The organism is Salipiger sp. PrR002, assembly GCF_010500775.1.
Classification (GTDB): Bacteria; Pseudomonadota; Alphaproteobacteria; order Rhodobacterales; family Rhodobacteraceae; genus Salipiger.
The window spans coordinates 194,541-218,681 of the sequence record NZ_JAAGOU010000002.1; the positions used below are offsets into that span (position 1 = coordinate 194,541).

Sequence of the window (24,141 nt, forward strand, 5' to 3'; positions counted from 1 at the left end):
GCTCAGGCCTCGATGCGGCGCATGAGGCCATGGGCCAGCGCGGGCGACAGGCGCATCACCCGGCGCAGCAGCTTGGTCTTGCCGATCCAGATCTCCGCCTTGCCCGCCTCCGCTCCGGCAAGGATCGCGGCGGCGGCCTCGGGCGCGGGCATCTTGCGTTCGGCCCTGCCGCGCGACAGCGAGGTGTTCACCGCCGGAAGCAGCGCCTCGCAAATGCCGATGTGCAGCCCGGCATCCTCGGCCTGATAGCGCAGGCTGCGGGTGAAGCTGCGCATCCCAGCCTTGGTGGCGCAATAGATCGGCGCATCGGTTTTTGGCGCGACCGCCAGCCCCGAGGTGACATTGACGATCCGCGCGCCTTTCTGCGCGGCAAGCCGGGGCAGCAGGGCGGTGGCGATCTGCATCGGCGCGATCATGTTGATCTGCACCTCTTCTTCGATGCCGACGTCGTGGTTGCTGCCGTCGGTGAGCAGCGGGTAGCTCATCACCGCCGCGTTGTTGATCAGCACCGAGCAGTCGGGATGCGCATCGGCCACCCAGTTCACCACGCCGCGCGGAATCTCGGGATCGCCGAGATCCGCCTCCAGCCCGTCGAATCGCGGGCCGAGCTTGCGTGTCATCTCCTCCAGCGCGGCGGTATTCCGGGCAACGCCAAGCACGCTCGCCCCTTCGGCGACCAGCGTTTCGGCCATGGCGCGGCCAATGCCGCGCGTCGCGCCGGTCAGCAGAACTTTGCGGCCTTTCCAGTAGGCGGACATGGCGGTTTTCCTTTGTGCGAGCTTTGGGCCGCGATAGAATGCGAGCATTCCCTCAGGTTTCATACTCGCATTCCGCCATGACCCAAGCCGCCGCGCTATCCCCCCGAAAAACACCGCGTCAGACCCGGTCGCGCGCCTCGGTCGAGGCCATGCTGACGGCGGCGGCTCAGATTCTAGAGGCGGGCGGGATCGCTGCGCTGACCACCAATGCGGTGGCTGAGCGGGCAGGGGTGAGCATCGGCACGCTCTACCAGTATTTCCCCAACAAGGAGACGATCCTTGCGGAACTGGTGCGGCGGCAGAAGGCGCAGTTCTTCGAAGATATGGGACAGGCCGTGGCGGCGGCGCATGATCTGGACCTGCGCGAGGCGGCGCGGACGGTGCTGCACGCCTCGATCCGTCACCATGCCCGCGCGCCGGTGCTGTCACGCGAGCTGGAAAAGGCAGAGATGCAGCTGCCGCTCGGCCCGGATGTCTGCGCGGCGGGATCCGAGGTGGATGCCGCGATGGTGGCGCTGCTCACGCATTTCGCGGTGCCGCAGCCCGAGGTCGCCGCGCGCGATCTTTCGGCGCTGTGCCGCGGCATGGTGCATGCGGCGCTGTTTGCCGAGGATTGCGACCTTGAGGCCATCGAGGCGCGGCTGCGCCCGGCGGTCTTTGGCTATCTGGGGATCGCGCCCGATGCACCCGCGCCCGAGGGGGCCTGAGCCTCAGTCGCCCAGCTTGGCATGCACCTCGTCGAGGTCGATCTCGCCGATCGGCAGCTTGTTCGCCGGGTTCTCGAAATCATAGCGGAAGAGATCGAAGTCGCGCTTGTAGATCTCATAGACGAGATGCATCGACAGATCGTCGAAGTAATCCTCGACCGGATGCGCGCGTTTCGGGCCATGGCCTTCGGATTCGTTGAAGCGGGGGATCGCTGAAAGGTCGACCGGGTGGCGCGTCTGCACCTTGTCCAGAACGCTCTGCATGCCCTCGTTGAACTTCTCGGTCCAGAAGATCTGATCGTAGCGCCCGCCGTTGACGATGAAGGTCGAGACATGCCCCGAGACCGACGACCAGTGAATGTCGGGCTCCATCGGGCGGCGCCAGCGGATGCTGTCACGGGCGAACAGCAGGAACCGGCGGAACGAACGGATCTGGTCGAACTCTTCCTTGCCGTCCTCGCCGCCGACCTCGATCCCGTATTTCTGCACCAGCATCGGCACCATATTGCCGCGGTAGCGGTTGCCGTTGCGCTGGACGCCGCAGATCTTGTCGAAGAAGCTCGACAGGATGCGCGTGTAGGGATTGCGCACGCAGGTGAAGGCGGGGGCGTTGCGCGTCTTCACATTGGCCTTGATCGGGTTCTGGCTTTCGTCGCGGTTCCATTTGTGCAGCCCGCGCTCGGCGTCGTGGATGTCGCCGTTGAAGAACGCGCCATGATCCGAGTAATACATGATCTGGCCGATGGTCGAGCAGGCGCATTTCGGCACGACCCGGTAGATCATGCTCTCGCTCTCTGTCATCCAGGTGCCCGGAAACCCCATTGTTCTCTCTCCCCGCCTCGGCCCGGCTTGTCGCAGGCTCCATGGACATGCAAAAAAGCAAAAGACATCGGCCTGTTCAATGTCTTCGCCGGGGTAAAGGTGAAGAAGCAGGCGAAATTTGGGCGGACCTCATCCTTTGGCGAAGATTGCCTTCATACTGCTGTGCCACAAGGATCCGGATGCGATCATCAAGCAGGCGCAGAGCTTGACCGCCGCTGGCGACTGCATGGCGATCCATTTCGATGCGCGCGCGCCGCAGGCCGATTACCAGAAGATTCGCGACGCGCTGGCCGAAGATCCCAACGTGACCTTCGCGCGGCGCCGGGTGAAATGCGGCTGGGGGGAATGGTCGCTGGTGCAGGCCACGCTGAACGCTTTGGCGGCGGCATGTGAGGCGTTCCCACGGGCGACGCATTTCTACATGCTCTCGGGCGATTGCATGGCGATCAAATCGGCCCAGCACGCGCATGAGTTTCTGGACGCGCGCGAGGCCGACTACATCGAAAGCTTCGACTTCTTCAAATCCGACTGGATCAAGACCGGCTGGAAGGAAGAGCGGCTGATCTACCGCCACATGTTCAACGAGCGCACGCAGAAGCGCCGGTTCTATGCAATGTTCGAGGCGCAGAAGCGGCTGAGGCTGACCCGCCGGATCCCCGCCGATCTAGAGGTGATGATCGGCTCGCAATGGTGGTGTCTGCGGCGGCGCACGGTGGAGGCGATCCAGAGCTTCATCGCGGGGCGGCCTGACGTCATGCGCTTCTTTCGCAGCACGTGGATCCCCGACGAGACCTTCTTTCAGACGCTGGTGCGCCACCTCGTGCCCGAGCGCGAGATCGACAGCCGCACGCTGACCTTCCTGATGTTCTCGGACTACGGGATGCCGGTCACCTTCTATAATGATCACTATGATCTGCTGCTGGCGCAGGACTTCCTTTTCGCCCGCAAGATCAGCCCCGACGCGCAGGATCTGCGGCGGCGCTTGGGGGTGCTCTATGCCACCGAGGGGGCGCAGTTCCGGGTCTCGGACGAAGGCCGCTCGCTCTATCGCTTCCTAACCGACAAGGGGCGCATCGGCCGCCGGTTCGCGCCGCGCTTCTGGGAAACCGAAAGCTCGCTGGGGCGCGAGCGCGAATTGCTGATTGTGGTCAGCAAGAAGTGGCATGTGGCGAAACGGCTGATCGGGCATATTCGCGACAAGACCACGCTGCCCTGTGTCGATTACCTGTTCAACGAGGAAAGCTGCCCGCTGCCCGATCTGGGGGGCGTGCAGTCGACCATGGACAAGCGCCACCGCCACCGCCGGGCGCTGATGCGCATGCTCTTCGATTATTTCGGCGAAGAGAGGATGGTGGTCTGCATCGACCCCGGCAGCCTCGATCTGATCGAGGATTTCTGCCGCGACCGCGCGGTGACGCGGCTGCTGCAGCTTGATTGCCAGTTCTCGGACGCCTTCCTTGCGGGCCATGCCACGCGCATCGGGCTGGCCGGGGAACGCACCTCCGAGGCGGCCATGGCGCGGCTGATCCCCACCATCCGCAACGACATCGAACACGAAAGCGATCAGCTGCGCGACGCCAATCTTCCGGGCCACCTGCATCTGCGCGAGCAGGACCCGTTCGAGGCGCAGGTGCGCGCGCTGGTGCAATTCCTGTCGGTCGCCCCCGAGACAGCCCGGGCGATCGCCTCCGACGAACAACTCTTTTGCGACTGAGCAACCCATAGAGGACCCCCATGGCCTACAGCTACGACGATCAGAATATCTTCGCCAAGATCCTGCGCGGCGAGATCCCCAACAGCACCGTGCTCGAGACCGAGCACAGCCTTGCATTCCGCGACATCCGCCCGCAGGCGCCGACGCATGTGCTGGTGATCCCGAAGGGCGCCTATGTCTGCTATGACGATTTCGCTCAGAACGCCTCGGACGCCGAGATCCTCGACTACACCCGCGCCATCGGCAAGGTCTGCGAGATGGAGGGCGTTGCCGCCGATGGCTTCCGGATGATCTCCAACGCCGGCGTCGACGGGGTGCAGGAAGTGCCGCATCTGCACGTGCATATCCTTGCGGGCCGTCCGTTGGGACGGATGCTGGAAAAGGGCTGAGGCGCTCTATTCTGGCGGGTCGGCACGGGCGGCAGCGCCCGGACCGCCTCCGGCGGGCGTATTTTCAAAGAGAAGAAGCCGGACCGGGAAGACCCCAGACCGCAAAAGGGCGGCGCCGTTGGATCGGCGCCGCCCTTTCATCTTTCCGCAAATACTCCCGCCGGAGGCGTCTCAGGGACTGCGCTCAGGCAGCGGGGCGGCTGCGGGTCAGTTCGAGGAAGACATCTTCGAGGTCGGCCTGCTCGGTCCGCACGTCGCGCAGGCTGATGCCATGTGCGCGAACGAGGCCCAGCACGTCCTCGGCCGAGGTCTCGCGGCTGCGGTAGCTGAGTGCGATCAGCCCGCCGTCGCGGATCTCGGCGGTGATGCCGGGCGCCTCGGGCAGAGTCTCGGGCATGCTCTCGGGGGTGATCACCATGGTCTTGGCGTCGATCCCGCCCAGCAGGTTCGCGGTGCTGTCGCGGGCCACCAATGCGCCGTGGTTGATGATGGCGATCTCGTCGCACATCTGCTCGGCTTCCTCGAGGTAGTGGGTGGTGAGGATGATGGTCATGCCGCGCTCGCGGTTGAGACGGCGAACGTTGCGCCAGAGCATCTGCCGCAGTTCGATGTCGACCCCGGCGGTGGGCTCGTCGAGCACGAGGATATGCGGATGGTGCACCAGCGCCTTGCCCAGCAAGAGCCGCCGCCGCATCCCGCCCGAAAGGGTGCGGGCATAGGCCTCGGCCTTGTCTTCCAGCCCGACCATTTCGAGGATCTCATCGGTGGTGCGATCGGCCTTGGGCACGCCGTAGAGCCCGGCCTGCACCTCCAGCGCGGCGCGCGGGGTGAAGAAGGGATCGAGGTTCAATTCCTGCGGCATCACCCCGATCGAGGCCCGCGACTGGCGCGGGTTGCGGTCCTGATCCCAGCCCCAGATCGACACTCTGCCAGCGGTTTTCGTGACCAGCCCCGCGAGGATGTTGATCATCGTCGATTTGCCGGCGCCATTGGGGCCGAGCAGGCCGAAGATCGAGCCCTGAGGCACGTTCAGATCGACGCCCTTGAGCGCCTGTTTGCCGCCGGCGTAGGTCTTGGTCAGCCCTTCGATGCGGATCGCGTCGTCGCTCATGCGCCTTGCTCCTGTGCGTGACTTGTCTCATAACGCAGGTAGTGCAAAGCCAGTGAAAAGGGAACCGGAGCATGACCACCGAGGCGCCCGAGACCAAGCTCGTCGACAGCTACCGCATCGCCTGTGACGGCGGCGAGGGGGCGCTTGGCCACCCGCGCGTCTGGCTTTCGGTCTCGCATGAGACCGGCGTTGTGGAATGCCCCTATTGCGATGCGCGCTACGTGCATAAGGATTTCGAGGGCAAGGTCTGAGCGCCCGCCGCGCCCGCTGACCCTCATTCATGATTGCCGTCCTTCTCAAGGTCCTGCCGTTCTTCGCGCTGATCGGCCTCGGCTACGGGGCCGCGAAAGTGCGGTTCTTTTCCGAAGAGTCGGTGGCGGCGATCACCCGCTTCGTCTTTTACTTCGCGCTCTCGGCGATGCTGTTCCGCTTCTCCGCGACGCTGTCGTTCTCCGAGATCTTCGATCCCAATGTCGCGTCGGCTTATCTGCTGGGCACGGCCGCGGTCTATTCGGTGGCGACCGTGGCGGGATTTTTGCGGCGGCAGGACGTGCAGACCACCGCGATCGAGGCGCAATCGGCCTCGATCGGCAACACCGGCTTTCTCGGCGTGCCGATGCTGGCGGTGCTGCTGGGCCAAGAGGCGGTGGGCCCGATCATCCTGATGCTGTCGGTCGATCTGATCGTCTTCTCTTCGCTTCTGGTGATCCTCGTGTCGGGGGCGCGCGGCGGCGGGCTGTCGCCGGCCTTGCTGGGCACGGTGGCGCGCGGGCTGATCAACAACCCGATGATCGTGTCGATCGTGGCGGGGCTGGCGGTGTCGGCCAGCGGCCTGCCTATGCCCGCGCCGGTGGAATCCTTCCTCACCACGCTGGGCAATGCCGCGACGCCGGGTGCCCTGTTCGCCATCGGGGCCTCGCTGGCCACCAAGAGCGCCGAGCGGCTGGCGGTGGCGGGCTGGATCAGCTTTTGCAAGCTGGTGCTGCATCCGGGCTTTGTGGCGCTGGCGGCCTATTTCGTCTTCCCGGTCACCCCCTATCAGGCGGCGGTGATGGTCTCGGCCTCGGCGCTGCCGGTGGCGGGCAATGTCTTCATCCTCGCCCAGCATTACGGCATCGCGCCGCAGCGGGTCTCGGCGGCGATCCTGATTTCCACCGCCGCGAGTATCCTCACCGTCAGCGCGGTGATCGCTTGGGTGCATCCCTAAGCACGCAGTGCAACCTGCGCCACGTTCGTCGGCCTTGCGCCAGCGGCGCCCGTCACGGTAGCCCTTGCGTCAAACAGGAGTACCGCCATGGAAACCAAATCTGAAAACCGCTGCTTCGGCGGCACGCAGGGCGTCTATACCCATGCGTCCGAGGCCTGCGGCTGCGACATGACCTTCGGGCTGTTCCTGCCCGAACTGGCCAAGGACATGGAGGTGCCGGTGCTGTGGTACCTTTCGGGCCTCACCTGCACCCATGAGAACGCCATGACCAAAGCCGGGGCGCAGGCCTGGGCCGCCGAGGCGGGCATCGCGCTGGTCTTTCCCGACACCTCGCCGCGGGGCGAGGGCGTGGCCAATGACGAGGCCTATGATCTGGGGCAGGGCGCGGGCTTTTACGTCAACGCCACCCAAGACCCTTGGGCCCCGCATTTCCGCATGTGGGACTATGTGGCCGAGGAACTGCCCGCGCTGATCGGCACCGAGTTCGCGCTGGATATGGACCGGCAGGGCATCACCGGGCACTCGATGGGCGGCCATGGCGCGCTGACGCTGGCGATGAACCTGCCCGGGCGCTTCCGCTCGGTGTCCGCCTTCGCGCCGATCGCCAACCCGACGCAGAGCGACTGGGGCCGCAAGCAGCTGGGCGCCTATCTTGGCGAGGACGAGAGTGCATGGGCTAAGCATGATTCGACTCTGCTGATGCGTGAGACCGGCTTTGACGGGCCGGTGCTGATCGATCAGGGCGGCGACGACCAGTTCCTGCATCTGCTGAAGCCCGAGGCGCTGGCCGAGGCGATGGCGGCAAAGCGGCAGGAGGGCAGCTTCCGCATCCAGAAGGGCTATGACCACAGTTATTTCTTCGTCTCGTCCTTCATGGAAGAGCATGTCGCTTTCCATGCCGAGGCGCTGCTGGGGTGACGCTCTATATCGACGCCGATGCCTGTCCTGTGAAGGAAGAGGCCGAGCGCGTGGCGACCCGCCATCGTCTGCCGATGGTGCTGGTGGCCAATGGTGGGTTGCGCCCTTCGCGCAACCCGCTGGTGCAGGTGGTCACCGTCTCTGCCGGACCGGATGAGGCCGACAAATGGATCGCCGAGCGCGCGGGAAAGGGCGACGTGGTTGTCACCAATGACATTCCGCTGGCGGCGCGCTGCATCGAGGGCGGCGCGCGGGTGCTGCGCCCGGACGGCGAGATTTTCACCCCCGGCAACATCGGCGCGCAGTTGGCGATGCGTGACCTGATGCAAGATATCCGCGCTTCGGATCCATTCTACTCAGGCGGGAAAGTCAAAAGCTTTACAAAGAACGACCGAAGCCGTTTCCTAAATTCGCTAGAGCGCGAGGTACGCGCTGCAGGGGACTAGGAAATGACTATCCAAGCCGTCGTCTTCGACATCGGCAATGTGCTGATCGAATGGCAGCCAGAACGATATTTTGATCGCCTCATGGGAGAGGACAGGCGGCGCGCCATGTTCTCTGAGGTGGATCTGCACGAGATGAACGAGCGCGTCGACGCAGGGCATGACTTTCACGACGAAGTCTACGCCCTCGCCGAGCGTCACCCCCGGTGGCGGGACGAGATCCGCCATTGGCACGACAATTGGATCGAGCTTGCGAGCCCGGCGATCCCGCGCTCTGTCGAGATCCTGCGGACGCTGCGCGCCCGTGGCGTCACGGTCTTTGCCTTGAGCAATTTCGGCATCGGCACCTTTGAGGTGGCGCAGAAGGTCTATCCCTTCCTGTCGGAGTTCGATCAGCGGTTCATCTCGGGCTACATGGGCGTGACCAAGCCCGACGCCGAGATCTACGCAAGGCTTGAGGCAGAGACGGGCGTCGCGCCCGAGCAGCTGCTGTTCACCGATGATCGCGACGACAATATCGCAGCCGCCGCCGCGCGCGGCTGGCAGGTGCATCCGTTCCGTGGACCCGAAGGCTTTGCGGCCTGTCTCGTCGGCCACGGGCTCTTGCCGGAGCGCGATGCCGCATGAGCTATACCCTTGGCGTTATCGCCGCGGCGATTCCGATCATCGCCGCTTTGCCGGTCGTCGCCGAGCTTCGCCGCCGACCGCTCACCGATCTGCGCCGCTCGCAGGCGCCGGGCAAATGCGTCCGTCTCAGCCATGGCCGGACGCACTATCAGTTGCAGGGGCCCGAGGATGGGCCGCTGATTGTGTGCATCCATGGGCTGACCGCGCCATCGGCGGTGTTCCACGCGTTGACCCGGCATCTGGTGGCGCAGGGCAAGCGGGTGCTGATCTACGATCTTTACGGGCGCGGCTTTTCCGACCGTCCGCGCGGAGCGCAGACCCCGGCCTTCCTGATGCAGCAGCTCGAAGAGCTTCTGGCGGTGCTCGACCTCAAGGGGCCGATGACCATGCTGGGCTATTCGCTTGGCGCGGTGGTGGCGTCGGCCTTCACCGCCGAGAACCCCAAGCGCGTGTCGCGTCTGATACTGGTCGCGCCTGCGGGCATCGAATCGGATCTGTCCTCGATGGTCGACTGGACGCTGCAGCATCCGATCTGCGGCAGCTGGCTGTTCCACATGGTGTTTCCCAAGGCGCACCGGCAGAACGTGATCGAGGGCTCTGACAATCGCAGCGAAGTGCCCGAGATCGACCAGTTGCACCTAGATGAGCTCAAACGGCGCGGCTTCGTGCGCTCGGTTCTGTCGAGCCTGCGCGGCTGTCTGCAGGAGCCGCAGGAAGCCGTGCACCAGCGCATCGCAAAGCTGAGCGTGCCGGTGATGGCGATCTGGGGGGCGCAGGACCGGATGGTGCGTGCGGGGGCGGTCGAACAGCTCGACGCGTGGAACCCGCGGGTCGAGCAGGACATCATCCCCGACGCGTGGCACGGCTTGCCGCACACGCATGCGCGTGAACTGGCGGCGCTTATGGCCGATCATGATGCGGCGATGAAGCGGGCCTGAGCGGCCCGCTTCGGCGTTTCCTTGGGGCTCAGACCGGCTGTGTCGCCGCGAGACGCGGGCTCTCGCGCACCGGCAGGTGCAGCACCGCGCTCAGCGCGCCGACACCCACGCCGATCCACCACACCAGCGTGTAGTCGCCGTAGATGTCGTACATCCGCCCGCCCAGCCAGACGCCGAGGAAGCCGCCAAGCTGGTGGCTGAAGAACACGATGCCGTAGAGCGTGCCCATGTAGCGCAGCCCGTAGAGATGCGCGACGAGGCCCGAGGTCAGCGGCACGGTGGCCAGCCACAGTGCGCCCATGACGACCGAGAAGACCAGAACGCTGACCGGGGTGATCGGCAGCATGATGAACAGCGCCGCGACGATGGTCCGCCCGGTGTAGATCATCGCCAGCAGATACTTGCGCGGCCAGCGCTTGCCTGCCCAACCGGCCAGCAGCGTGCCGCCCACATTGGCCACGCCGATCACCGCGATCGACACCGCGCCGAGCGCCGAGGTGGTGGTCACCCCGATGTTGTGCAGCACGCTTCCGGCGGCGATCGGGCTGCAAAGCTCGGTCACGAAGGCCGGGAAATGCGCGGTGACGAAAGCCAGCTGATAGCCGCAGGAGAAGAAGCCGAGGAAGATCAGCGAGAACGAGGGATCGCGGAACGCACGGTTCAGGATCGTGCCCATGCTCTCTTCGATCTCGGCCTTGCTGGCCGCGGGCGCGCGCATCAGCGGCAGGAACAGCAGCACCGCAAGGATCGCTGCGGTGAACACGAGGAACACTTCCTGCCAGCTCATCATGCTGAGCATCCATTCCGCAACCGGCGCGCCAAAGATCTGCCCGGCGCTGCCTGCCGCGGTGGCGATGGCAAGGCTCATCGAGCGGTTGTCATCCGAGGAGGCGCGGCCCACGACGGCGAGGATCACGCCAAAGCCGGTGCCCGCGACGCCAAAGCCCACCAGCACCTCGTACATCTGGTGCTGCAGCGGACTGACCGCAAAGCTCGACAGCACGAGGCCCGCGGCATAGATCACCGCGCCCATGACGATGGCCTTGCGGTCGCCGATCTTCTCGGCCAGCGCGCCAAAGATCGGCTGGCCGATGCCCCATGCGAGGTTCTGGATGGCGATGGCCAGCGAGAACTCGGCGCGCGGCCAGTGGAACTCTTCGGCGATCGGGATCTGGAACACGCCAAAGCTGGCGCGGATCGCGAAAGAGATCAGGATAATCAGGCAGCCCACCACGAGGACGGGCGTGAAAAGAGGGGTGCGGGTCATTTGGGGAGGCTCCTGCTGCACCGCCGCACCCTCGCGGCATTTGAACGCAGGGTCAATTCGGCTTTCGTGATTTGTGGCATCACGTTGCCTGATGTGTGGGCAATGGGTTGGCAGGGTTTCGCGGGCTCTACACAATCGCGCTGCGGCGCGCTATGGCGCTTCTATGACCACGCTGATGGACCTCTACGACGAGCGTGTGGCGGATGGCCACCTTCTGCGCGACCCGGCGCAGGAAGAGGCGTTGCCGCACTTCGAGCGCATCCGTGCCGAGCTTGCCAAGCCGGTGAAGAAATCGCTGTTCCGCCGCAAGGAGCCGGAGCCGCCCAAGGGGCTCTACCTTTGGGGCGGGGTCGGACGCGGCAAGTCGATGCTGATGGACCTCTTCGTCGACAGCCTGCATGTGCCGGTGCGCCGGGTGCACTTCCATGCCTTCATGCAGGAGATGCAGAGCGAGCTGCACCGCCTGCGCGAGCAGGGGGTCGAGGATCCGGTGGTGCCGATGGCCAAGAAGGTCTCGGACGCGGTGAAGGTTCTGGCCTTCGACGAGATGCAGATCACCGACATTGCCGATGCGATGCTGGTGGGGCGGCTGTTCGAGCAGCTTTTCGCGGCGGGGACCGTGGTGGTGACCACCTCGAACCGGGTGCCCGACGATCTTTACAAGGACGGGCTCAACCGGCAGCTCTTCCTGCCGTTCATCAAGCTGATCAAAGAGCGGCTCGAGGTGCGTGAGCTTGCCTCCGAGAAAGACCACCGGCAGGACCGGCTGAAGGGGGCGCAGGTCTATTTCTGCCCCGTCACCCCTGAGACCCGCGCCGAGATCGACCGCGTCTGGCGTGAGCTGACCCATGGCAACGAAGAGGCGCTGACGCTGCACATCAAGACCCGCAAGGTCGAACTGCCGCGCTATTGGAACGGCGTCGCACGGGCGCGGTTCTACGATCTCTGCGGCCAGCCGCTTGGCCCAGCGGATTATCTTGCGCTGGCCGATGCGGTGCGGGTGCTGGTGATCGAGGACATCCCGCGGCTCGGGCGCGGCAACTTCAACGAGGCGAAACGCTTCGTCACGCTGATTGATGCGCTCTATGAGGCCAAGGTGAAACTGATCGTCAGCGCGGTGGACGAGCCCGAGAGCCTCTACGTGGAGGGTGCAGGCGCGTTCGAGTTCGAGCGTACCGCAAGCCGCCTGCGCGAGATGCAGGACGCGGATTGGGGCAAGCCGATCGACTGAGGCGGGCGGACCGGTCGCTTCCTAGCACAACGCAAAAAGAAGGGTCCCGAAGGACCCTTCAATACTGCTCGTTTTATAAAGTCTTCTGCCTGCGATAGAAATTCCACTTCCGGCCCAAGTAAGGGGCCGTGGGCAAGGCAGAGGTGTCGGTGGTAAGCCGCATCAGATGGTCGATGCCGCCAGTCCTGTCCCTGTAGCGCTGGCTTGGATCAGCGCCGTCCCGTAACGCTCTGTCTGTCCCGTCGCTCGCACCGCGCAGATTGTGGTGAAGCTAAACCTTGTACCCTAATCCTAGGTGAGCGGGAAACAATCCGTCAAGATATAGTTGGTTAAACGAACCCTAAGAGTCCATTTTTCTCGCACCACCACCAATGGTGCCTCTACGTCAGCCGTTTTCGCGCAGAACCGTGCCCGCGAGGTAGAGAGATCCGCAGATCAGGATGCGCGCGCGGGGCTCTTCGGCGGTGATCGCAGCAAGGGCGGCGGGCACATCCGCAGCGGCATGGGCGCGCAGCCCGGAGGCGCGTGCGGCGCGTGCGGTCTCTTCGGCCTCCAGTGTCGCCGGGGCGTCGGGGATCGACACGGCGGTGAGACTGTCGGCCACGCGCGCCAGCGGACGCAGGTAGCCGCCCACATCCTTGGTGTTCAGCATGCCGCAGATCAGATGCGTGGGCCGCCGCGGCATCCGCGTCAGGTGCTCGGCCAGAGCCTCGCCAGCCGCCGGGTTGTGCCCGCCGTCGAGCCAGAGTTCCGCCAGCGGTGCCGCTTTCAGCAGCGGGCCGTGGGTGAGGCGCTGCATCCGCGCGGGCCAATCCGCCGAGGTGACGGCGGCCTCGCAGGCCTCTTCGCCGAAGCCGAGGTGGCGCAGTGCCGCCAGCGCAGCGCCGGCGTTGGCCAGCTGATGGCGTCCGGGCAGGTTCGGCAGCGGCAGATCCAGAAGACCGGTCTCGTCCTGATAGACCAGCCGCCCGCGTTCCTCGGTCACATGCCAGTGCTGACCGTGCGCCAGCAGCGGCACGCCGAGCTTTGCAGCGCGGGCCTCGATCACCTCCATCGCTTCCTCGGGCTGCGGGCCGACGACGCAGGGCACGCCGCGCTTGAGGATACCGGCTTTCTCACCGGCGATCTCGGCGAGGGTCTCGCCAAGGTACTGCTGGTGGTCGAGCGAGATCGGCGTGAGGATCGTCAGCGCGGGCTTTTCCACCACATTGGTGGCGTCGAGCCGCCCGCCAAGGCCGGTTTCCAGCAGCGTGTAATCCGCGGGCGTGCGGGCAAAACCCAGCAGCGCGGCGCAGGTGGTGATCTCGAAATAGGTGATCTGCTCGCGCTGGTTCTTCTCCCAGCATTCGTCGAGCACGGCGCTCAGCGCGTCTTCGGAGATCAGCTCACCCGCCAGCCGGATACGCTCGTGGAACCGCACGAGATGCGGCGAGACATAGGCGTGCACGCGCTTGCCCTGCGCCTCCAGCCCGGCACGGATCATCGCCTGCGTCGAGCCCTTGCCGTTGGTCCCGGCAAGGTGGATCACCGGGGGCAGGGCGCGCTCGGGATGGTCCAGCGCCTCGAGCAGCCGCCAGACGCGGTCGAGCGTGAGGTCGATGATCTTGGGGTGCAGCGACATCATCCGGTCGAGGATGGCGTCGGAACTGGCGGCGCTGCTCACGCTGGTCACTTGGCGGATTTCTTCTTCTTGTCAGCTTTTGCCTCTGCCTTGGGCGCGGCTTCGGCAGGCGCGTCGGCAGCGGGCGAGGGCAGATCACCCGCGACGGCGGGCGGCATGCCCATCAGCATGCGCAGGATGGTGGTCAGCTCGCCGCGCAGCTCGCGGCGGTCGGTCACCCGGTCGAGCATGCCGTGCTCGAGCAGGTACTCGGCGCGCTGGAAGCCCTCGGGCAGCTTTTCACGGATGGTCTGTTCGATCACCCGCGGACCGGCGAAGCAGATCAATGCGCCCGGCTCGGAGATCTGCACGTCGCCCAGCATCGCGTAAGAGGCGGTGACGCCGCCGGTGGTCGGATGGGTCAGCACGACGATATAAGGCAGGCCCGCCTCGCGCAGCATCTGGATCGCCACGGTCGAGCGCGGCATCTGCATCAGCGACAGGATGCCTTCCTGCATCCGTGCGCCACCGGCGGCAGAGAACAGGATCAGCGGGCGCTTGAGCTTCACCGCTTCTTCGGCTGCGGCGACGATGGCGTTGCCGACATACATGCCCATGGAGCCGCCCATGAAAGTGAAGTCCTGCGCGCAGGCCACCACCGGGGTACGGTTGATCTCGCCGGAGGCGACGAGCATCGCGTCTTTCTCGCCGGTCGAGCGCTGTGCGGCCTTCATCCGGTCGGGGTATTTCTTCTGGTCGCGGAACTGCAGCGGATCGGCGATCGGCTCGGGCACGGCGACCTCGTTGAACACACCGCCATCGAACAGCGCGTCGAAGCGCGCGCGGGGGGTGATGTTCATGTGGTGGCTGCAGTTGGTGCAGACGCCGAGATTGTCCGTCACCTCACGGTGAAACAGCATCGTCCCGCAGGAATCGCATTTGGTCCACAGATTGTCGGGGACCTCGCGGCGCGAGAAGATCGAGTTGATCCGGGGACGGACGTAGTTGGTGATCCAGTTCATTGCGGTGCTGCCCTTGTTTTCCGAGCGTGCCCTGCGGCGTCAGGGGCTTTGGGTTGGCGCTGACTTAAGCAAGCGGCAAGGGAAATGCAATCACGGCCTGCTTTCCACGCTGGTCGGGGCGCAGGCAGGGAGGCAGGCAGGGGGGGGCAGGTCGGGGTGAGCCGGGGCTTCAGCGGCGCAGCGCGAGCCGCGCGGCAAGCCAAGTGATCAGCAGGGTGATCAGATCAAGCGGCAGCATCCGCATCAGCATCGTGGCGTCATCCAGCGCGAAGGGCCAGCGCATCAGCGCAAGGCCCGACATCTGCCCCTCGGGCGCAACCAGTGCCAAGGCCACAAGATTGTTGGCAAAATGCAGCGCCATCGCCGGACCCAGCGTGCCCGAGCGCGCCGTCAGATCGGCCGCGGCAAGGCCGAAGAGAAAGGCCCAGAGCGCCACATAGATTGCCGCGCTGCCATAGGTTCCGGGCGCGTAGTGCCCCAATGCAAACAGCGCCGAGGGCAGGCTGAGCCAGACCCAAGGCTGTGGCAGCCGTGCGGCAAGCTGGGTTTGCAGATAGCCGCGAAAGAACAATTCCTCGCTGGCGGTCTGCAACAGGATCGCCGGAAGCGTCAGCGGCAGAAGCGCCAGCCAGCGCAGCGGCGCGAGCCCCGGGGTCAATGGCGTGCTTTGTGCCCAGATGGTGACCGCCGCCGCGACCAGCGCCGCCGCGCCCGCCGCCAGCCCGACACGGATAAACTGATGAAGCGCCACGGGCGGCGGGCCGATAAGAGTGATCGCGCTGCGCCCGTGCAGCGCCCGCGCCGCGGCGATGGCCCCAACGCCCATGGTGACCATTGAGGCCAGCAGCAAGAGCATTCCCGCCGGCGCATCGGCGCGGCGGATCGCATCGGCCAGCGCGCTGTCGCTGCCCGGCGGCAGGAAAAGCGTGACGATGGCAAAGAGCATCTGGCCCAGCACAAAGCTCACCGCGATCGCGACGCACAGCCCGAGGGCGAGGCGCCAAAGCTCCGGGCGGCGGGCGGTGGCGGTCAGCATGACGAAGGGGCGATAGCTCATCGCTGTGACCCGTGCCGCGATCTAGGCCGCGGCGCGTCATTGTCGGTGAGCGAGCCCAATATCGTGGCTCTGGTTGGAAAAATGGTCGAGAGAAACACTCTGGTTGTCCGATTTTTGCCAAGTTTCCAGCGCGCGGCGGATTCTGTCAATTCCCGGGCGCGTGACGTGAAGGTGAACTCCGGGCTTTCATTCTTGTGCAGTCGCAGGGGCTTCGCTAACCCAAGGGGATGATTTTGAGCCCCGCAAAACCCCGCGCCCGGCGCTGGCGATCCTCTGTGCTGCTGCTGGCGGCGGGCCTTCTGGCTGCCTGCGAGGGGCAGCTCGGCACCTCGCCGACGCCGCTCCGGCAGGCGCAGTTCGAGGGCGGCGCCATCGTCGTCGCGGGGCCCGAGGGCTATTGCATCGACCCGGTCACGCTCGAGCGGCGGGCAGGGCAGGGCTTTGCGCTGCTTGCCTCGTGCCAGATCCTGAGCGGCGGCGAAGGTGCGGTGGTCGAGCCGATGATGCTGACGGTGACCATCGGCTCGGCGGGTGCTGGGCACCGCTTGCCATCGCCCGAGGTCATGGCCGCCGAGGCGGGCCAGTCAGAGATTTCCGGTGGCGGCGTGCGGGACGGTCTGTCGCTGGTGCATCTTGCGGCAGGCGGCAACCGGGTGCTCGACGCAGGTGATCCGCGCTATTGGCGCGGGGCTTTCCATCAGAACGGTCGCTTGGTGATCCTCGCGCTCTATGCGCCGAAGGGCAGCGCCTTGGCGGGTTCGGACGGGGCGGGGATGCTGCAGGCGGTGCGGGCCCGGATCGCCGCGCTCAGCCCCGAGGCGACCGCGCAACGCTGAGCCGGTCACGCGCAGCGCCCCCGTTTATTCGATCTTCGGGATTTGCCATAACAACGCGGGCAGTTGCCCCGGCATCGGGGCCAAGGAGACGCGACGCTATGGGACAGGGCAGATGAGCGAGAAGACCAGCAGCCGCTTGGCGCGCCGCGCGCTGCAGGCGATCGTCCTGCGCCGCTGGACACGGGCTGCCGCCGCCGCGCCGGACACGCCGCTTCCCGAATTGCGCAACCTGCGTGGCGCGGCCCGCCGCCTGCGCCAGCAACTCGACAGGCTGCTTTACGTGGCCGAGGAACGGCTGGCGCTGCCGCTGATCGGCAATCAGAGCTTTCCGCGTCCGGCGGATGCCGATTGGGCATGGCGGCCCGAGCTTTGGCGCGGCCCGCTGCCGCAGCCCGGCATCGCCTCGGTGCCCGGCAAGGCGCCGCTTGGCGAAGAGGCAACGCTGTTTCACGATTGCCCGCGCTCGGAGATCACGCTGCGCCAGATCCGCAACCTGCGCGAATCCGATCTTGCGCCCTACGGGCTGCGGCTCGACGTGTTCCGCTTTCGTGGCTCGTATCTGTCGCTGGCGGTGACCCTGCCGCAGGAGGCCTGCGAGGGGCTCACCCGGCGGCATCTGCTCCGGGTTGAGACCATCGCCGAGATGGAAAAGCCGCTGGAGCTTTTTGCGCGGCTGAACATCCGCCACGGGCCGAACACCGAGCAGGTCGTGCGGGAACTGCCGCTGAACGCCGAAGAGATCAACGTCGAGTTCGACCTTGCCTATACGCGGCTGAACGAGAAGCGGGTCGATGCCATGTGGCTTGACCTGATCTTCGAGGGGCCCGAGATGAACGAGGTGATCCTGCGGGACCTCACCTTCAGCCGACGCCCGCGGGCGGAACTATGAGCCGGGGATGCAGATGAGTGACTACACGCTGACCAAGACGCGCTTTCGCGAGGGGATATGGCAGGGGCTGCTGAGCGGTCCGGCGGACGGCCAGCCCGAGATCTCGGTCACTCTCGAAGGGGCGGCGGTACGCGCCGTGACGCTGGCCGCCATGGGCGCGCCCGGACAATGGGCGCTGGATGTGCCGGTGCCGGTCGAGGCGGTGGGCGACGGGGTGCAGACCTTCATGATCCACGAAACCGGCTCGCACGAGATGCTCGACAGTTTCACGCTGATCGCCGGAGAGGCTCTGGGCAGTGACTTCCGGGCCGAGATGTCGCTGTTGCGGGCGGAACTCGACATGCTCAAGCGGGCGTTCCGGCGCCATTGCCTCGAGACCGGCGAATAGGGCCGTACGAAACGGGTCTGCGGGCCCGTCCGCAGGTTGACCTTCCGGGTGCCAGTGGCCAGTCTGCGCAGGATTTTATCCTTTCGGCGCGTCGCCGCGGAGTCCCCCATGTCCCCCTTGCGCGGCATTGCGCTGAAACTCACCTCCGTGGTGCTCTTTGTCATCATGTCTGCACTTATCAAGGCCGCCTCGGAGCAGGTGCCCACGGGCGAAGCGGTGTTCTTCCGCTCGTTCTTCGCCATTCCGGTGATCCTCGGCTGGCTGATGTGGCGCGGAGATCTGGGCTCGGGGCTGCGGGTCGCGAGCCCGTTGGCGCATTTCCTGCGCGGCATCGTTGGCGTCGGCGCCATGGGCTGTACCTTCGCCGCGCTGGGGCTGCTGCCGCTGCCCGAAGTGACCGCGCTCGGCTATGCCGCATCGCCGCTCACCGTGCTTTTCGCGGCGCTGCTTCTGGGCGAGAAGATCCGGCTTTTCCGTACCTCGGCGGTTCTCATCGGTTTGCTTGGTGTGACCATCGTCATGGCGCCGCTGCTGACCGTCTCTGAGGTGAGCCCGGCGGTGCTTTGGGGGATCGGCTTTGTGATGACCGCGGCGGTGCTGCGGGCGCTGGTGCAGATCCACATCCGCCGCATGGTGCAGAGCGAACAGACCTCGGCCATCGTGTTCTATTTCTCGCTGACTGCGACGGGGCTGTCGCTGCTGACCCTGCCGTTCGGCTGGGTGATGCCAAGCCCGACCGAGGCCGCCATGCTGATCGGCGCGGGGCTTTTGGGCGGGGTGGCGCAGATCTGCCTGACCTCGGCCTACAGGGGGGCAGAGGCCGCGCTTCTGGCGCCGTTCGACTATGCGTCGATCCTCTTTGCCATTCTCATCGGGTACGCGGTCTTTGGCGAGGTGCCGACGCCGCTGATGCTGCTGGGCTCGGCGGTGGTGATCGCCTCGGGCATCGCCATCATCCTGCGCGAGCGCGCGCTTGGGCTGAAGCGTTTCAAGGCGCGCCCGGGGATGACGCCACAGGGTTAGGCAGGCGCGGTTTAAGCGGGGTCGGGCCGCTTGGGCTCGTCGTGCAGAAACTCCGCCAAGAGCCGCTTCGCCTGCTGCAGGTGATAGCGCATCGCCGCCGCCGCGCCGTCGCCGTCCCGCATGGCGAGGCAGTCGACGATGGCGGCGTGCTGTTCGATCGCGGCCTCGGGAGAGGAATCATAGGTGCCCATGGTGAAATGCACCCGGTCTGTGCAGCGCTTCCAGCGCTCCAGTTGCGGCCAGAGGCTGCCATAGCCAGCCGCCTCGCACAGGGTCAGGTGAAAGCGGTCGTCGAGGCGCAGCAGGTCCTGCGGCCCGCGGGCGCTGACCAGCTTCTGGCGCATGATCTGCTCGCGCAGGTCGGTCAGCAGCGCCGTGTCGGCGATCTCGGCCACCCGGCGCAGGATCGCGACCTCGGTCTGCTCGCGCAGGAAAAGGGCGTTGCGCACGTGGATTTCCGAGATCGCCCGCACCCGGACGTCGGTCGCGGTGAGGCGGGCTACAAGCCCTTCGACCTCGAGCAGCAGCGCCGCGGCTTCGATTGATTCACGTGAAAAACTGGTGGTCTCGGCAAGCTCGGTCAGGTTCAGCCGCAAACCGGGGCTGAACCGATTTCGCGAGATCGCATCCCGCAGGGCCCGGACCAACTCATGCGCGGGTGAAAGATCGCACGCGGGGGCCGGGGAGAACTCCTCCCGGAAATCCATCATTACAAGATCACCATTTACACAGGTGAATGCTAACCCGAGGGATCGATTACGACAATGGCGTTCGCTTTCGCGCCGGACCGCCGATGTCTTCGGGCGCGACGGCGACGCTTTTCATCACCGCGTGGCAGGGTACACCCGGCGCCAGACCGAGCGCTTCGGCAGAGCGGCGGGTGATCCGGGCAAGGATGCGTCCGGCGCCGGTGTCGAGCGAGACCATCATGCCCGGCCCGTCGCCAGAACGGATCTCATGCACCCGGCCGCTGACGATATTGAGCGCCGAAAGGCCCTCTGGGCGCTGTCGGGACAGGATCACCTCATGCGCCGCGATGCGCACCCGCACTCGCGTGCCCGGCGCGGCACCAAGGCGCGGGATCAGCAGAGGCGTGTCGCCCGCGCGCAGTTCGGTCAGCCCGTCCTCGTGGTGACAGGCCACATGGGCGGTGAGCAGCGCGCCAGCGGCTCGTGCGCCGAGCGGGGTGACCGCCGGATCGCCCAGCACCTCGGCGGCGGGGCCCTGCCGCGTTACCCGGCCCTTTTCCAGCGCCACGACGGTGGTGGCCAGCCGTGCGACTTCGGCGGCGGAATGGCTGACGAAAAGGATGGGCACCGAGGCGGCGTCGCGCAGCCGCTCGAAATAGGGCAGGATCTCGGATTTGCGGGCCTCGTCGAGCGAGGCCAGCGGCTCGTCGGCAAGGATCATGCGCGGCGCCGACAACAGGGCGCGCCCGATCGCGACGCGCTGCTTCTCACCGCCCGAGAGCGCGCCGGGGCGGCGCGACAGAAGCGGCCCGATGCCCAGCATCTCGACCACGCCGTCGAAGCTGGCCGGGGAGGCGCCCCGCGGCGCGAACCACTGGCCGTAGCGCAGGTTCTGCCGCACGGTGAGATGCGGAAACAGCCGCCCTTCCTGAAAGACGTAACCGATGCGGCGGCGGTGCGGCGGCAGCCATAGGCCCTGCGCGCTGTCCATCAGCACCAGATCGCCCGACGCCACGCGCCCGGCCTCTGGGCGCAGCAGCCCGGCGACGGCGTTGACGATGGTGGTCTTGCCCGACCCCGAGCGCCCGAACAGCACGGTGATCCCCGGCGGCGCCTCGAACCGCGCGTCAAGCTCGAACCCCTCGAACCGGTGCTGCAAGGCGACCGACAGCGTCATGCGCCCGCCACCCGCCGTTGGGCCCGCCGCGCCAGCCATTCCGACAGCAGCAGCGCCGACATCGCCACAGCGACCGAGACCGCCACCAGCCGCAGCGCCGCGCCCTCGCCGCCGGGCACCTGCAGAAACGCATAGATCGCCGAGGGCAGGGTCTGGGTCTGGCCGGGGATGTTCGACACGAAGGTGATCGTCGCGCCGAACTCACCCATCGCCTTGGCGAAACCGAGCACCGCTCCGGCGATGATACCGGGGGCGATCAGCGGCAGCGTGACGGTGACAAAGACCCACGCGCGCGGCGCGCCCAGCGTTGCCGCCGCCTGTTCGAGCTTGGGATCCACCGCCTCCAGCGACAGGCGGATGGCGCGCACCAGCAGCGGAAAGGCCATCACCCCGGCAGCCAGCGCCGCACCGGTCCAGCGGAAGGCAAAGACCACGCCGATCTCTTTCAGCACCGAGCCCACCGGCCCCTGCGTGCCGAAGGTCAGCAGCAGCAGATAGCCTGTCACGACGGGCGGCAGGATCAGCGGCAGATGCACCAGCCCGTTGAGCAACTGGCGGCCCGGAAAGCGCCAGCGCGCCAGCGCGTAGGCGGTGAACACCGCCAGCGGCAGCCCGCCCAGCGTGGCCCAGAAGGAGACCCGCAGCGAAAGCTGCACCGCCTGCCATTCCTCGGGGCCGAGCCAGTCCATTCAGCCGCCCGTCTTCGCAGGACCGGCCACGACGAAACCCTGCCGTTCAAAGGCGGCGCGGGCCTCGGGGCCGTGCAGATAGTCGAGGAAGGCCGACTCGGCGGGCGTGTCGCGGGTGGCGATATCGGCGACCGGGTAGATGATCGGGGGATGGCTGTCTTCGGGAAAGGTGCCGATCACGCTGACGTTGTCGTCGGCGGCGGCGTCGGTGGCATAGACGATGCCGAGCGGCGCCTCACCGGTCGAGACCAGCGCCAGCGCGGCGCGCACATTGTCGGCCTGTGCCACGTCGGGGGCGGTCTGCTGCCACAGCCCGAGGCTCTCGAGCGCGGCCTTGCCGTAAATGCCTGCGGGCACCGCATCGACCAGCGCCATCGCGAGCCGCCCGCCCTCAAGCAGCGCTTGCAGGTCGAGGCCCGGGTCGATCTCGACCGGGGCGGCATCATTCCCATGCGCGATCAGCACGATGGAATTGCGCAGCAGGTCGCTGCGCGTCCCCGGCTCGAGCAACCCTTCGGCCTCCAGCGTGTCCATCCACGGCTCATTGGCCGAGATGAAGATATCCGCGGGCGCGCCCTGCTGAATTTGCCGGGCCAGCGCCGAGGAGCCGGCGAGCGAAACGGTGATCTTGTCGTCTGATCCGGCCTCATAGGCGGCTTTGATCTCGTCCATCGCGTTCTTCAGGCTGGCGGCGGCAAAAACCGTCACCTCATCCGCCTGCGCCGCAAAGGGCAGGCTGGCAAGCAGGGCAGACCCCGCGAGGCGGGCAAAAAAGCGGGAAAAGGGCATAGGGGAAAATCCTGAGGGCCTGATATGTTTGGCAAAACATATCGCAATCAAGGACCGCCCGGGCAAGCGTTATTTCCCCTCGGGAATATCGGGCGGGCCGTCTTGCCCACGCAGCAGGCTTTGCAGCGTCTCGATCCGGTCGGCCCCGGCTTCGGCAATGGTCTCTTCGAGCGCGCGGTAGTTGGCCAGCACCTCCTCGCCGGTCCCGGTAAGATGCGCGCCGCCGCCCTTGGTGCCGCCGCGGCTGCTGGCCACAAGCGGGTCGCGGAACGCATGGTTCATTTCCTCGACGAGACTCCACGCGCGCTTGTAGCTCATGGCCATGGCACGGCCCGCGGCGGCAATCGAGCCGGTCTCGCGGATGTGTTCCAGCAGGTCGGCCTTGCCGGGGCCGAGCATGGCGTCGGTGCCGAAGAGGATGCGCAGCCGCAGGCGCGGCGCGCAGTCTGGAGGTGTCTCGCTCATGCGCAAGTCATCCCGCATCCAAACGAAGCTGGCAAGCGGCGGATCGGGCTGCGCATCCGGGTATTTCGGGCGTTTCGGGCGCGCCGGTGCAACGATCCCGCCTTGACGCGCGCGCCGCGTTCACGCCCACTTGTCTTTCCCCGACGTCTGTCCAAGACTGGCCGCAATCAAGAACGGCAGCCCGCAAGAGGCCGCCCGAAGGGACAACAGGGAGATACCCATGCTCAAACAGCTTCTCGCCTCGGCGGCGCTCGTCGCCTGCGCGACGGCAGGTTCCGCCGAGACCAAGGTCGGGCTCATCACCACGCTTTCGGGCGGTGGCGCGGGCCTTGGCATCGACACGCGCGACGGCTTCATGCTGGCGATCGAGGAAGCGGGCCGCGACGATCTGGAAGTGGTGGTCGAGGACGACCAGCAGAAACCCGATGTGGCGGTGCAGATCGCCGACCGGATGATCCAGTCGGACAAGGTCGACGTGCTGACCGGCATCGTCTGGTCGAACCTCGCCATGGCGGTGGTGCCCTCGGCGACGGCGCAGGGGCTGTTCTACCTCTCGACCAACGCTGCACCGGCGCAGCTGGCGGGCCGCGGCTGCAACCCGAACTATTTCTCGGTGTCGTATCAGAACGACAACCTGCACGAGGCGGCGGGCGCCTATGCCACCAGCGCCGAGTTCAAGAACACTTTCATCCTCGCGCCCAACTACCCGGCGGGGAAGGATTCGCTCAACGGCTTCAAGCGGTTCTACGAGGGTGAACTGGCGGGCGAGATCTACACCAAGCTCGGCCAGACCGACTATGCCGCCGAGATCGCGCAGATCCGCGCCTCGGGCGCAGACAGCGTGTTCTTCTTCCTGCCCGGCGGTATGGGGATCTCTTTCCTCAAGCAATATGCCGACAGTGGCGTGGATCTGCCGCTGGTCGGTCCGGCGTTTTCCTTTGACCAGAACATCTTGCAGGCGGTGGGCGACGCGGCGCTTGGCGTGAAGAACACCTCTTCGTGGAACAAGGACCTCGAGAACGAGAGCAACGCGCATTTCGTCGAGGCCTATCTGGCCAAATACGACCGCCTGCCGTCGCTCTATTCGGCGCAGGGCTATGACACCGCGCTGCTGCTGCTCTCGGCGCTGGATAAGGCCGAGGTCAGCGACAAGGACGCCTTCCGTGCGGCGCTGGAAGAGGCCGATTTCGCCTCGGTCCGCGGTGAGTTCGAGTTCTCGGCCAGCCATCACCCGATTCAGGACATCTACGTCCGCGAGGTGGTGAAGGAAGGCGATATCCTCACCAACAAGATCGTCGGCACGGCGATCGAGGATCGCGGCCACGCCTATGAGGATGAGTGCAAGATGTGACCCTGCCGGGCGCGGCCCCTCGGAGCGATCCGGG

At 66.2% G+C, this 24,141-nt stretch carries 27 protein-coding genes; 15 read left to right on the forward strand and 12 right to left on the reverse strand.

Annotation, left to right across the window (positions count from 1 at the left end; genetic code table 11):
* Window positions 1-2: 2 nt before the first annotated feature.
* Window positions 3-758, reverse strand: coding sequence for an SDR family oxidoreductase (locus tag G0A00_RS03340; protein WP_164178686.1), 756 nt, complete (start codon window positions 756-758; stop codon window positions 3-5).
* A 77-nt stretch (window positions 759-835) separates the two neighbouring features.
* On the opposite strand from G0A00_RS03340, the gene G0A00_RS03345 reads away from it, so the two are divergent.
* Complete coding sequence (locus tag G0A00_RS03345; RefSeq protein ID WP_164178688.1) at window positions 836-1,465, forward strand: TetR/AcrR family transcriptional regulator; 630 nt, start codon at window positions 836-838, stop codon at window positions 1,463-1,465.
* Window positions 1,466-1,468: 3 nt separating this feature from the next.
* Here the strand turns inward: G0A00_RS03345 and G0A00_RS03350 are convergent, their stop codons facing one another.
* Window positions 1,469-2,287 carry a sulfotransferase family protein gene (locus G0A00_RS03350; RefSeq protein ID WP_164178690.1) on the reverse strand — a complete coding sequence of 273 codons (819 nt, stop codon included), beginning with the start codon at window positions 2,285-2,287 and terminating at the stop codon, window positions 1,469-1,471.
* 136 nt (window positions 2,288-2,423) lie between these two features.
* Between G0A00_RS03350 and G0A00_RS03355 the strand changes: the two genes are divergently transcribed.
* Both G0A00_RS03355 and G0A00_RS03360 read left to right on the forward strand, forming a co-directional pair.
* Window positions 2,424-4,001 (forward strand): DUF5928 domain-containing protein, encoded by a 1,578-nt coding sequence (locus G0A00_RS03355; protein WP_164178692.1) that lies wholly within the window; start codon window positions 2,424-2,426, stop codon window positions 3,999-4,001.
* Between the two features lie 20 nt (window positions 4,002-4,021).
* On the forward strand, window positions 4,022-4,390 hold the full coding sequence (locus G0A00_RS03360) for a histidine triad nucleotide-binding protein (protein WP_164178694.1): 369 nt from the start codon (window positions 4,022-4,024) through the stop codon (window positions 4,388-4,390).
* Window positions 4,391-4,574: 184 nt separating this feature from the next.
* Here G0A00_RS03360 and G0A00_RS03365 read toward each other — a convergent pair whose 3' ends face one another.
* Window positions 4,575-5,501: an ABC transporter ATP-binding protein gene (locus tag G0A00_RS03365; protein WP_164178696.1), complete on the reverse strand. Its 927-nt coding sequence runs from the start codon at window positions 5,499-5,501 to the stop codon at window positions 4,575-4,577.
* Window positions 5,502-5,572: 71 nt separating this feature from the next.
* Here G0A00_RS03365 and G0A00_RS03370 point away from each other — a divergent pair, with 71 nt between their 5' ends.
* The 6 genes from G0A00_RS03370 to G0A00_RS03395 all read left to right on the forward strand — a co-directional run bounded on the left by G0A00_RS03370 (window position 5,573) and on the right by G0A00_RS03395 (window position 9,634).
* Complete coding sequence (locus G0A00_RS03370) at window positions 5,573-5,752, forward strand: zinc-finger domain-containing protein (RefSeq protein WP_066103086.1); 180 nt, start codon at window positions 5,573-5,575, stop codon at window positions 5,750-5,752.
* A 29-nt stretch (window positions 5,753-5,781) separates the two neighbouring features.
* Window positions 5,782-6,708, forward strand: a complete 927-nt coding sequence (locus tag G0A00_RS03375) for an AEC family transporter (RefSeq protein WP_066103084.1) — start codon at window positions 5,782-5,784, stop codon at window positions 6,706-6,708.
* A gap of 87 nt (window positions 6,709-6,795) precedes the next feature.
* On the forward strand, window positions 6,796-7,626 hold the full coding sequence (fghA, locus tag G0A00_RS03380) for an S-formylglutathione hydrolase (RefSeq protein WP_164178698.1): 831 nt from the start codon (window positions 6,796-6,798) through the stop codon (window positions 7,624-7,626).
* Window positions 7,623-8,072 carry a YaiI/YqxD family protein gene (locus tag G0A00_RS03385; RefSeq protein ID WP_164178700.1) on the forward strand — a complete coding sequence of 150 codons (450 nt, stop codon included), beginning with the start codon at window positions 7,623-7,625 and terminating at the stop codon, window positions 8,070-8,072. The genes fghA and G0A00_RS03385 overlap by 4 nt, the downstream gene beginning before the upstream one ends.
* A 3-nt stretch (window positions 8,073-8,075) precedes the next feature.
* Window positions 8,076-8,696: an HAD family phosphatase gene (locus G0A00_RS03390; protein WP_066103076.1), complete on the forward strand. Its 621-nt coding sequence runs from the start codon at window positions 8,076-8,078 to the stop codon at window positions 8,694-8,696.
* Window positions 8,693-9,634, forward strand: coding sequence for an alpha/beta fold hydrolase (locus tag G0A00_RS03395; RefSeq protein ID WP_164178702.1), 942 nt, complete (start codon window positions 8,693-8,695; stop codon window positions 9,632-9,634). The genes G0A00_RS03390 and G0A00_RS03395 overlap by 4 nt, the downstream gene beginning before the upstream one ends.
* 28 nt (window positions 9,635-9,662) lie before the next feature.
* Here the strand turns inward: G0A00_RS03395 and G0A00_RS03400 are convergent, their stop codons facing one another.
* Window positions 9,663-10,901, reverse strand: a complete 1,239-nt coding sequence (locus G0A00_RS03400; RefSeq protein WP_164178704.1) for an MFS transporter — start codon at window positions 10,899-10,901, stop codon at window positions 9,663-9,665.
* 163 nt (window positions 10,902-11,064) lie between these two features.
* Here G0A00_RS03400 and zapE point away from each other — a divergent pair, with 163 nt between their 5' ends.
* Window positions 11,065-12,132, forward strand: coding sequence for a cell division protein ZapE (gene zapE, locus G0A00_RS03405; RefSeq protein WP_164178706.1), 1,068 nt, complete (start codon window positions 11,065-11,067; stop codon window positions 12,130-12,132).
* A 385-nt stretch (window positions 12,133-12,517) separates the two neighbouring features.
* On the opposite strand, the gene G0A00_RS03410 is transcribed toward zapE, so the two are convergent.
* The 3 genes from G0A00_RS03410 to G0A00_RS03420 form a co-directional block, all read right to left on the reverse strand.
* Window positions 12,518-13,756 (reverse strand): folylpolyglutamate synthase/dihydrofolate synthase family protein, encoded by a 1,239-nt coding sequence (locus G0A00_RS03410; protein WP_164178880.1) that lies wholly within the window; start codon window positions 13,754-13,756, stop codon window positions 12,518-12,520.
* Window positions 13,757-13,800: 44 nt separating this feature from the next.
* A complete protein-coding gene (gene accD, locus G0A00_RS03415; RefSeq protein WP_066103064.1) occupies window positions 13,801-14,754 on the reverse strand; it encodes an acetyl-CoA carboxylase, carboxyltransferase subunit beta in 954 nt (317 codons plus the stop codon).
* 169 nt (window positions 14,755-14,923) lie between these two features.
* A complete protein-coding gene (locus G0A00_RS03420) occupies window positions 14,924-15,811 on the reverse strand; it encodes a CPBP family intramembrane glutamic endopeptidase (protein WP_164178708.1) in 888 nt (295 codons plus the stop codon).
* Window positions 15,812-16,044: 233 nt separating this feature from the next.
* Here G0A00_RS03420 and G0A00_RS03425 point away from each other — a divergent pair, with 233 nt between their 5' ends.
* The 4 genes from G0A00_RS03425 (at window position 16,045) to G0A00_RS03440 (ending at window position 18,947) form a co-directional block, all read left to right on the forward strand.
* Complete coding sequence (locus tag G0A00_RS03425; RefSeq protein ID WP_235952863.1) at window positions 16,045-16,647, forward strand: dihydroxy-acid dehydratase; 603 nt, start codon at window positions 16,045-16,047, stop codon at window positions 16,645-16,647.
* A gap of 112 nt (window positions 16,648-16,759) precedes the next feature.
* The gene (locus tag G0A00_RS03430; RefSeq protein WP_164178710.1) at window positions 16,760-17,536 is read left to right on the forward strand and encodes a DUF6478 family protein; all 777 of its coding nucleotides are present in this window, start codon (window positions 16,760-16,762) and stop codon (window positions 17,534-17,536) included.
* A gap of 13 nt (window positions 17,537-17,549) precedes the next feature.
* Window positions 17,550-17,924: a hypothetical protein gene (locus tag G0A00_RS03435; protein WP_164178711.1), complete on the forward strand. Its 375-nt coding sequence runs from the start codon at window positions 17,550-17,552 to the stop codon at window positions 17,922-17,924.
* A gap of 108 nt (window positions 17,925-18,032) precedes the next feature.
* Window positions 18,033-18,947, forward strand: a complete 915-nt coding sequence (locus tag G0A00_RS03440) for a DMT family transporter (protein ID WP_164178712.1) — start codon at window positions 18,033-18,035, stop codon at window positions 18,945-18,947.
* A gap of 11 nt (window positions 18,948-18,958) precedes the next feature.
* Here the strand turns inward: G0A00_RS03440 and G0A00_RS03445 are convergent, their stop codons facing one another.
* The 5 genes from G0A00_RS03445 to G0A00_RS03465 form a co-directional block, all read right to left on the reverse strand.
* Window positions 18,959-19,657, reverse strand: coding sequence for a GntR family transcriptional regulator (locus G0A00_RS03445; protein ID WP_164178714.1), 699 nt, complete (start codon window positions 19,655-19,657; stop codon window positions 18,959-18,961).
* Window positions 19,658-19,703: 46 nt separating this feature from the next.
* Window positions 19,704-20,813 carry a molybdenum ABC transporter ATP-binding protein gene (modC, locus tag G0A00_RS03450; RefSeq protein WP_164178716.1) on the reverse strand — a complete coding sequence of 370 codons (1,110 nt, stop codon included), beginning with the start codon at window positions 20,811-20,813 and terminating at the stop codon, window positions 19,704-19,706.
* Window positions 20,810-21,502 (reverse strand): molybdate ABC transporter permease subunit, encoded by a 693-nt coding sequence (gene modB, locus G0A00_RS03455; RefSeq protein WP_164178718.1) that lies wholly within the window; start codon window positions 21,500-21,502, stop codon window positions 20,810-20,812. The genes modC and modB overlap by 4 nt, the downstream gene beginning before the upstream one ends.
* Window positions 21,503-22,291: a molybdate ABC transporter substrate-binding protein gene (gene modA, locus G0A00_RS03460; protein WP_164178720.1), complete on the reverse strand. Its 789-nt coding sequence runs from the start codon at window positions 22,289-22,291 to the stop codon at window positions 21,503-21,505.
* A 69-nt stretch (window positions 22,292-22,360) separates the two neighbouring features.
* Entirely contained in the window at window positions 22,361-22,756 is a 396-nt protein-coding gene (locus tag G0A00_RS03465; protein WP_164178722.1) for a winged helix-turn-helix domain-containing protein, read from the reverse strand.
* Between the two features lie 220 nt (window positions 22,757-22,976).
* Between G0A00_RS03465 and G0A00_RS03470 the strand changes: the two genes are divergently transcribed.
* On the forward strand, window positions 22,977-24,107 hold the full coding sequence (locus G0A00_RS03470) for an ABC transporter substrate-binding protein (RefSeq protein ID WP_203595259.1): 1,131 nt from the start codon (window positions 22,977-22,979) through the stop codon (window positions 24,105-24,107).
* Window positions 24,108-24,141: the final 34 nt, after the last annotated feature.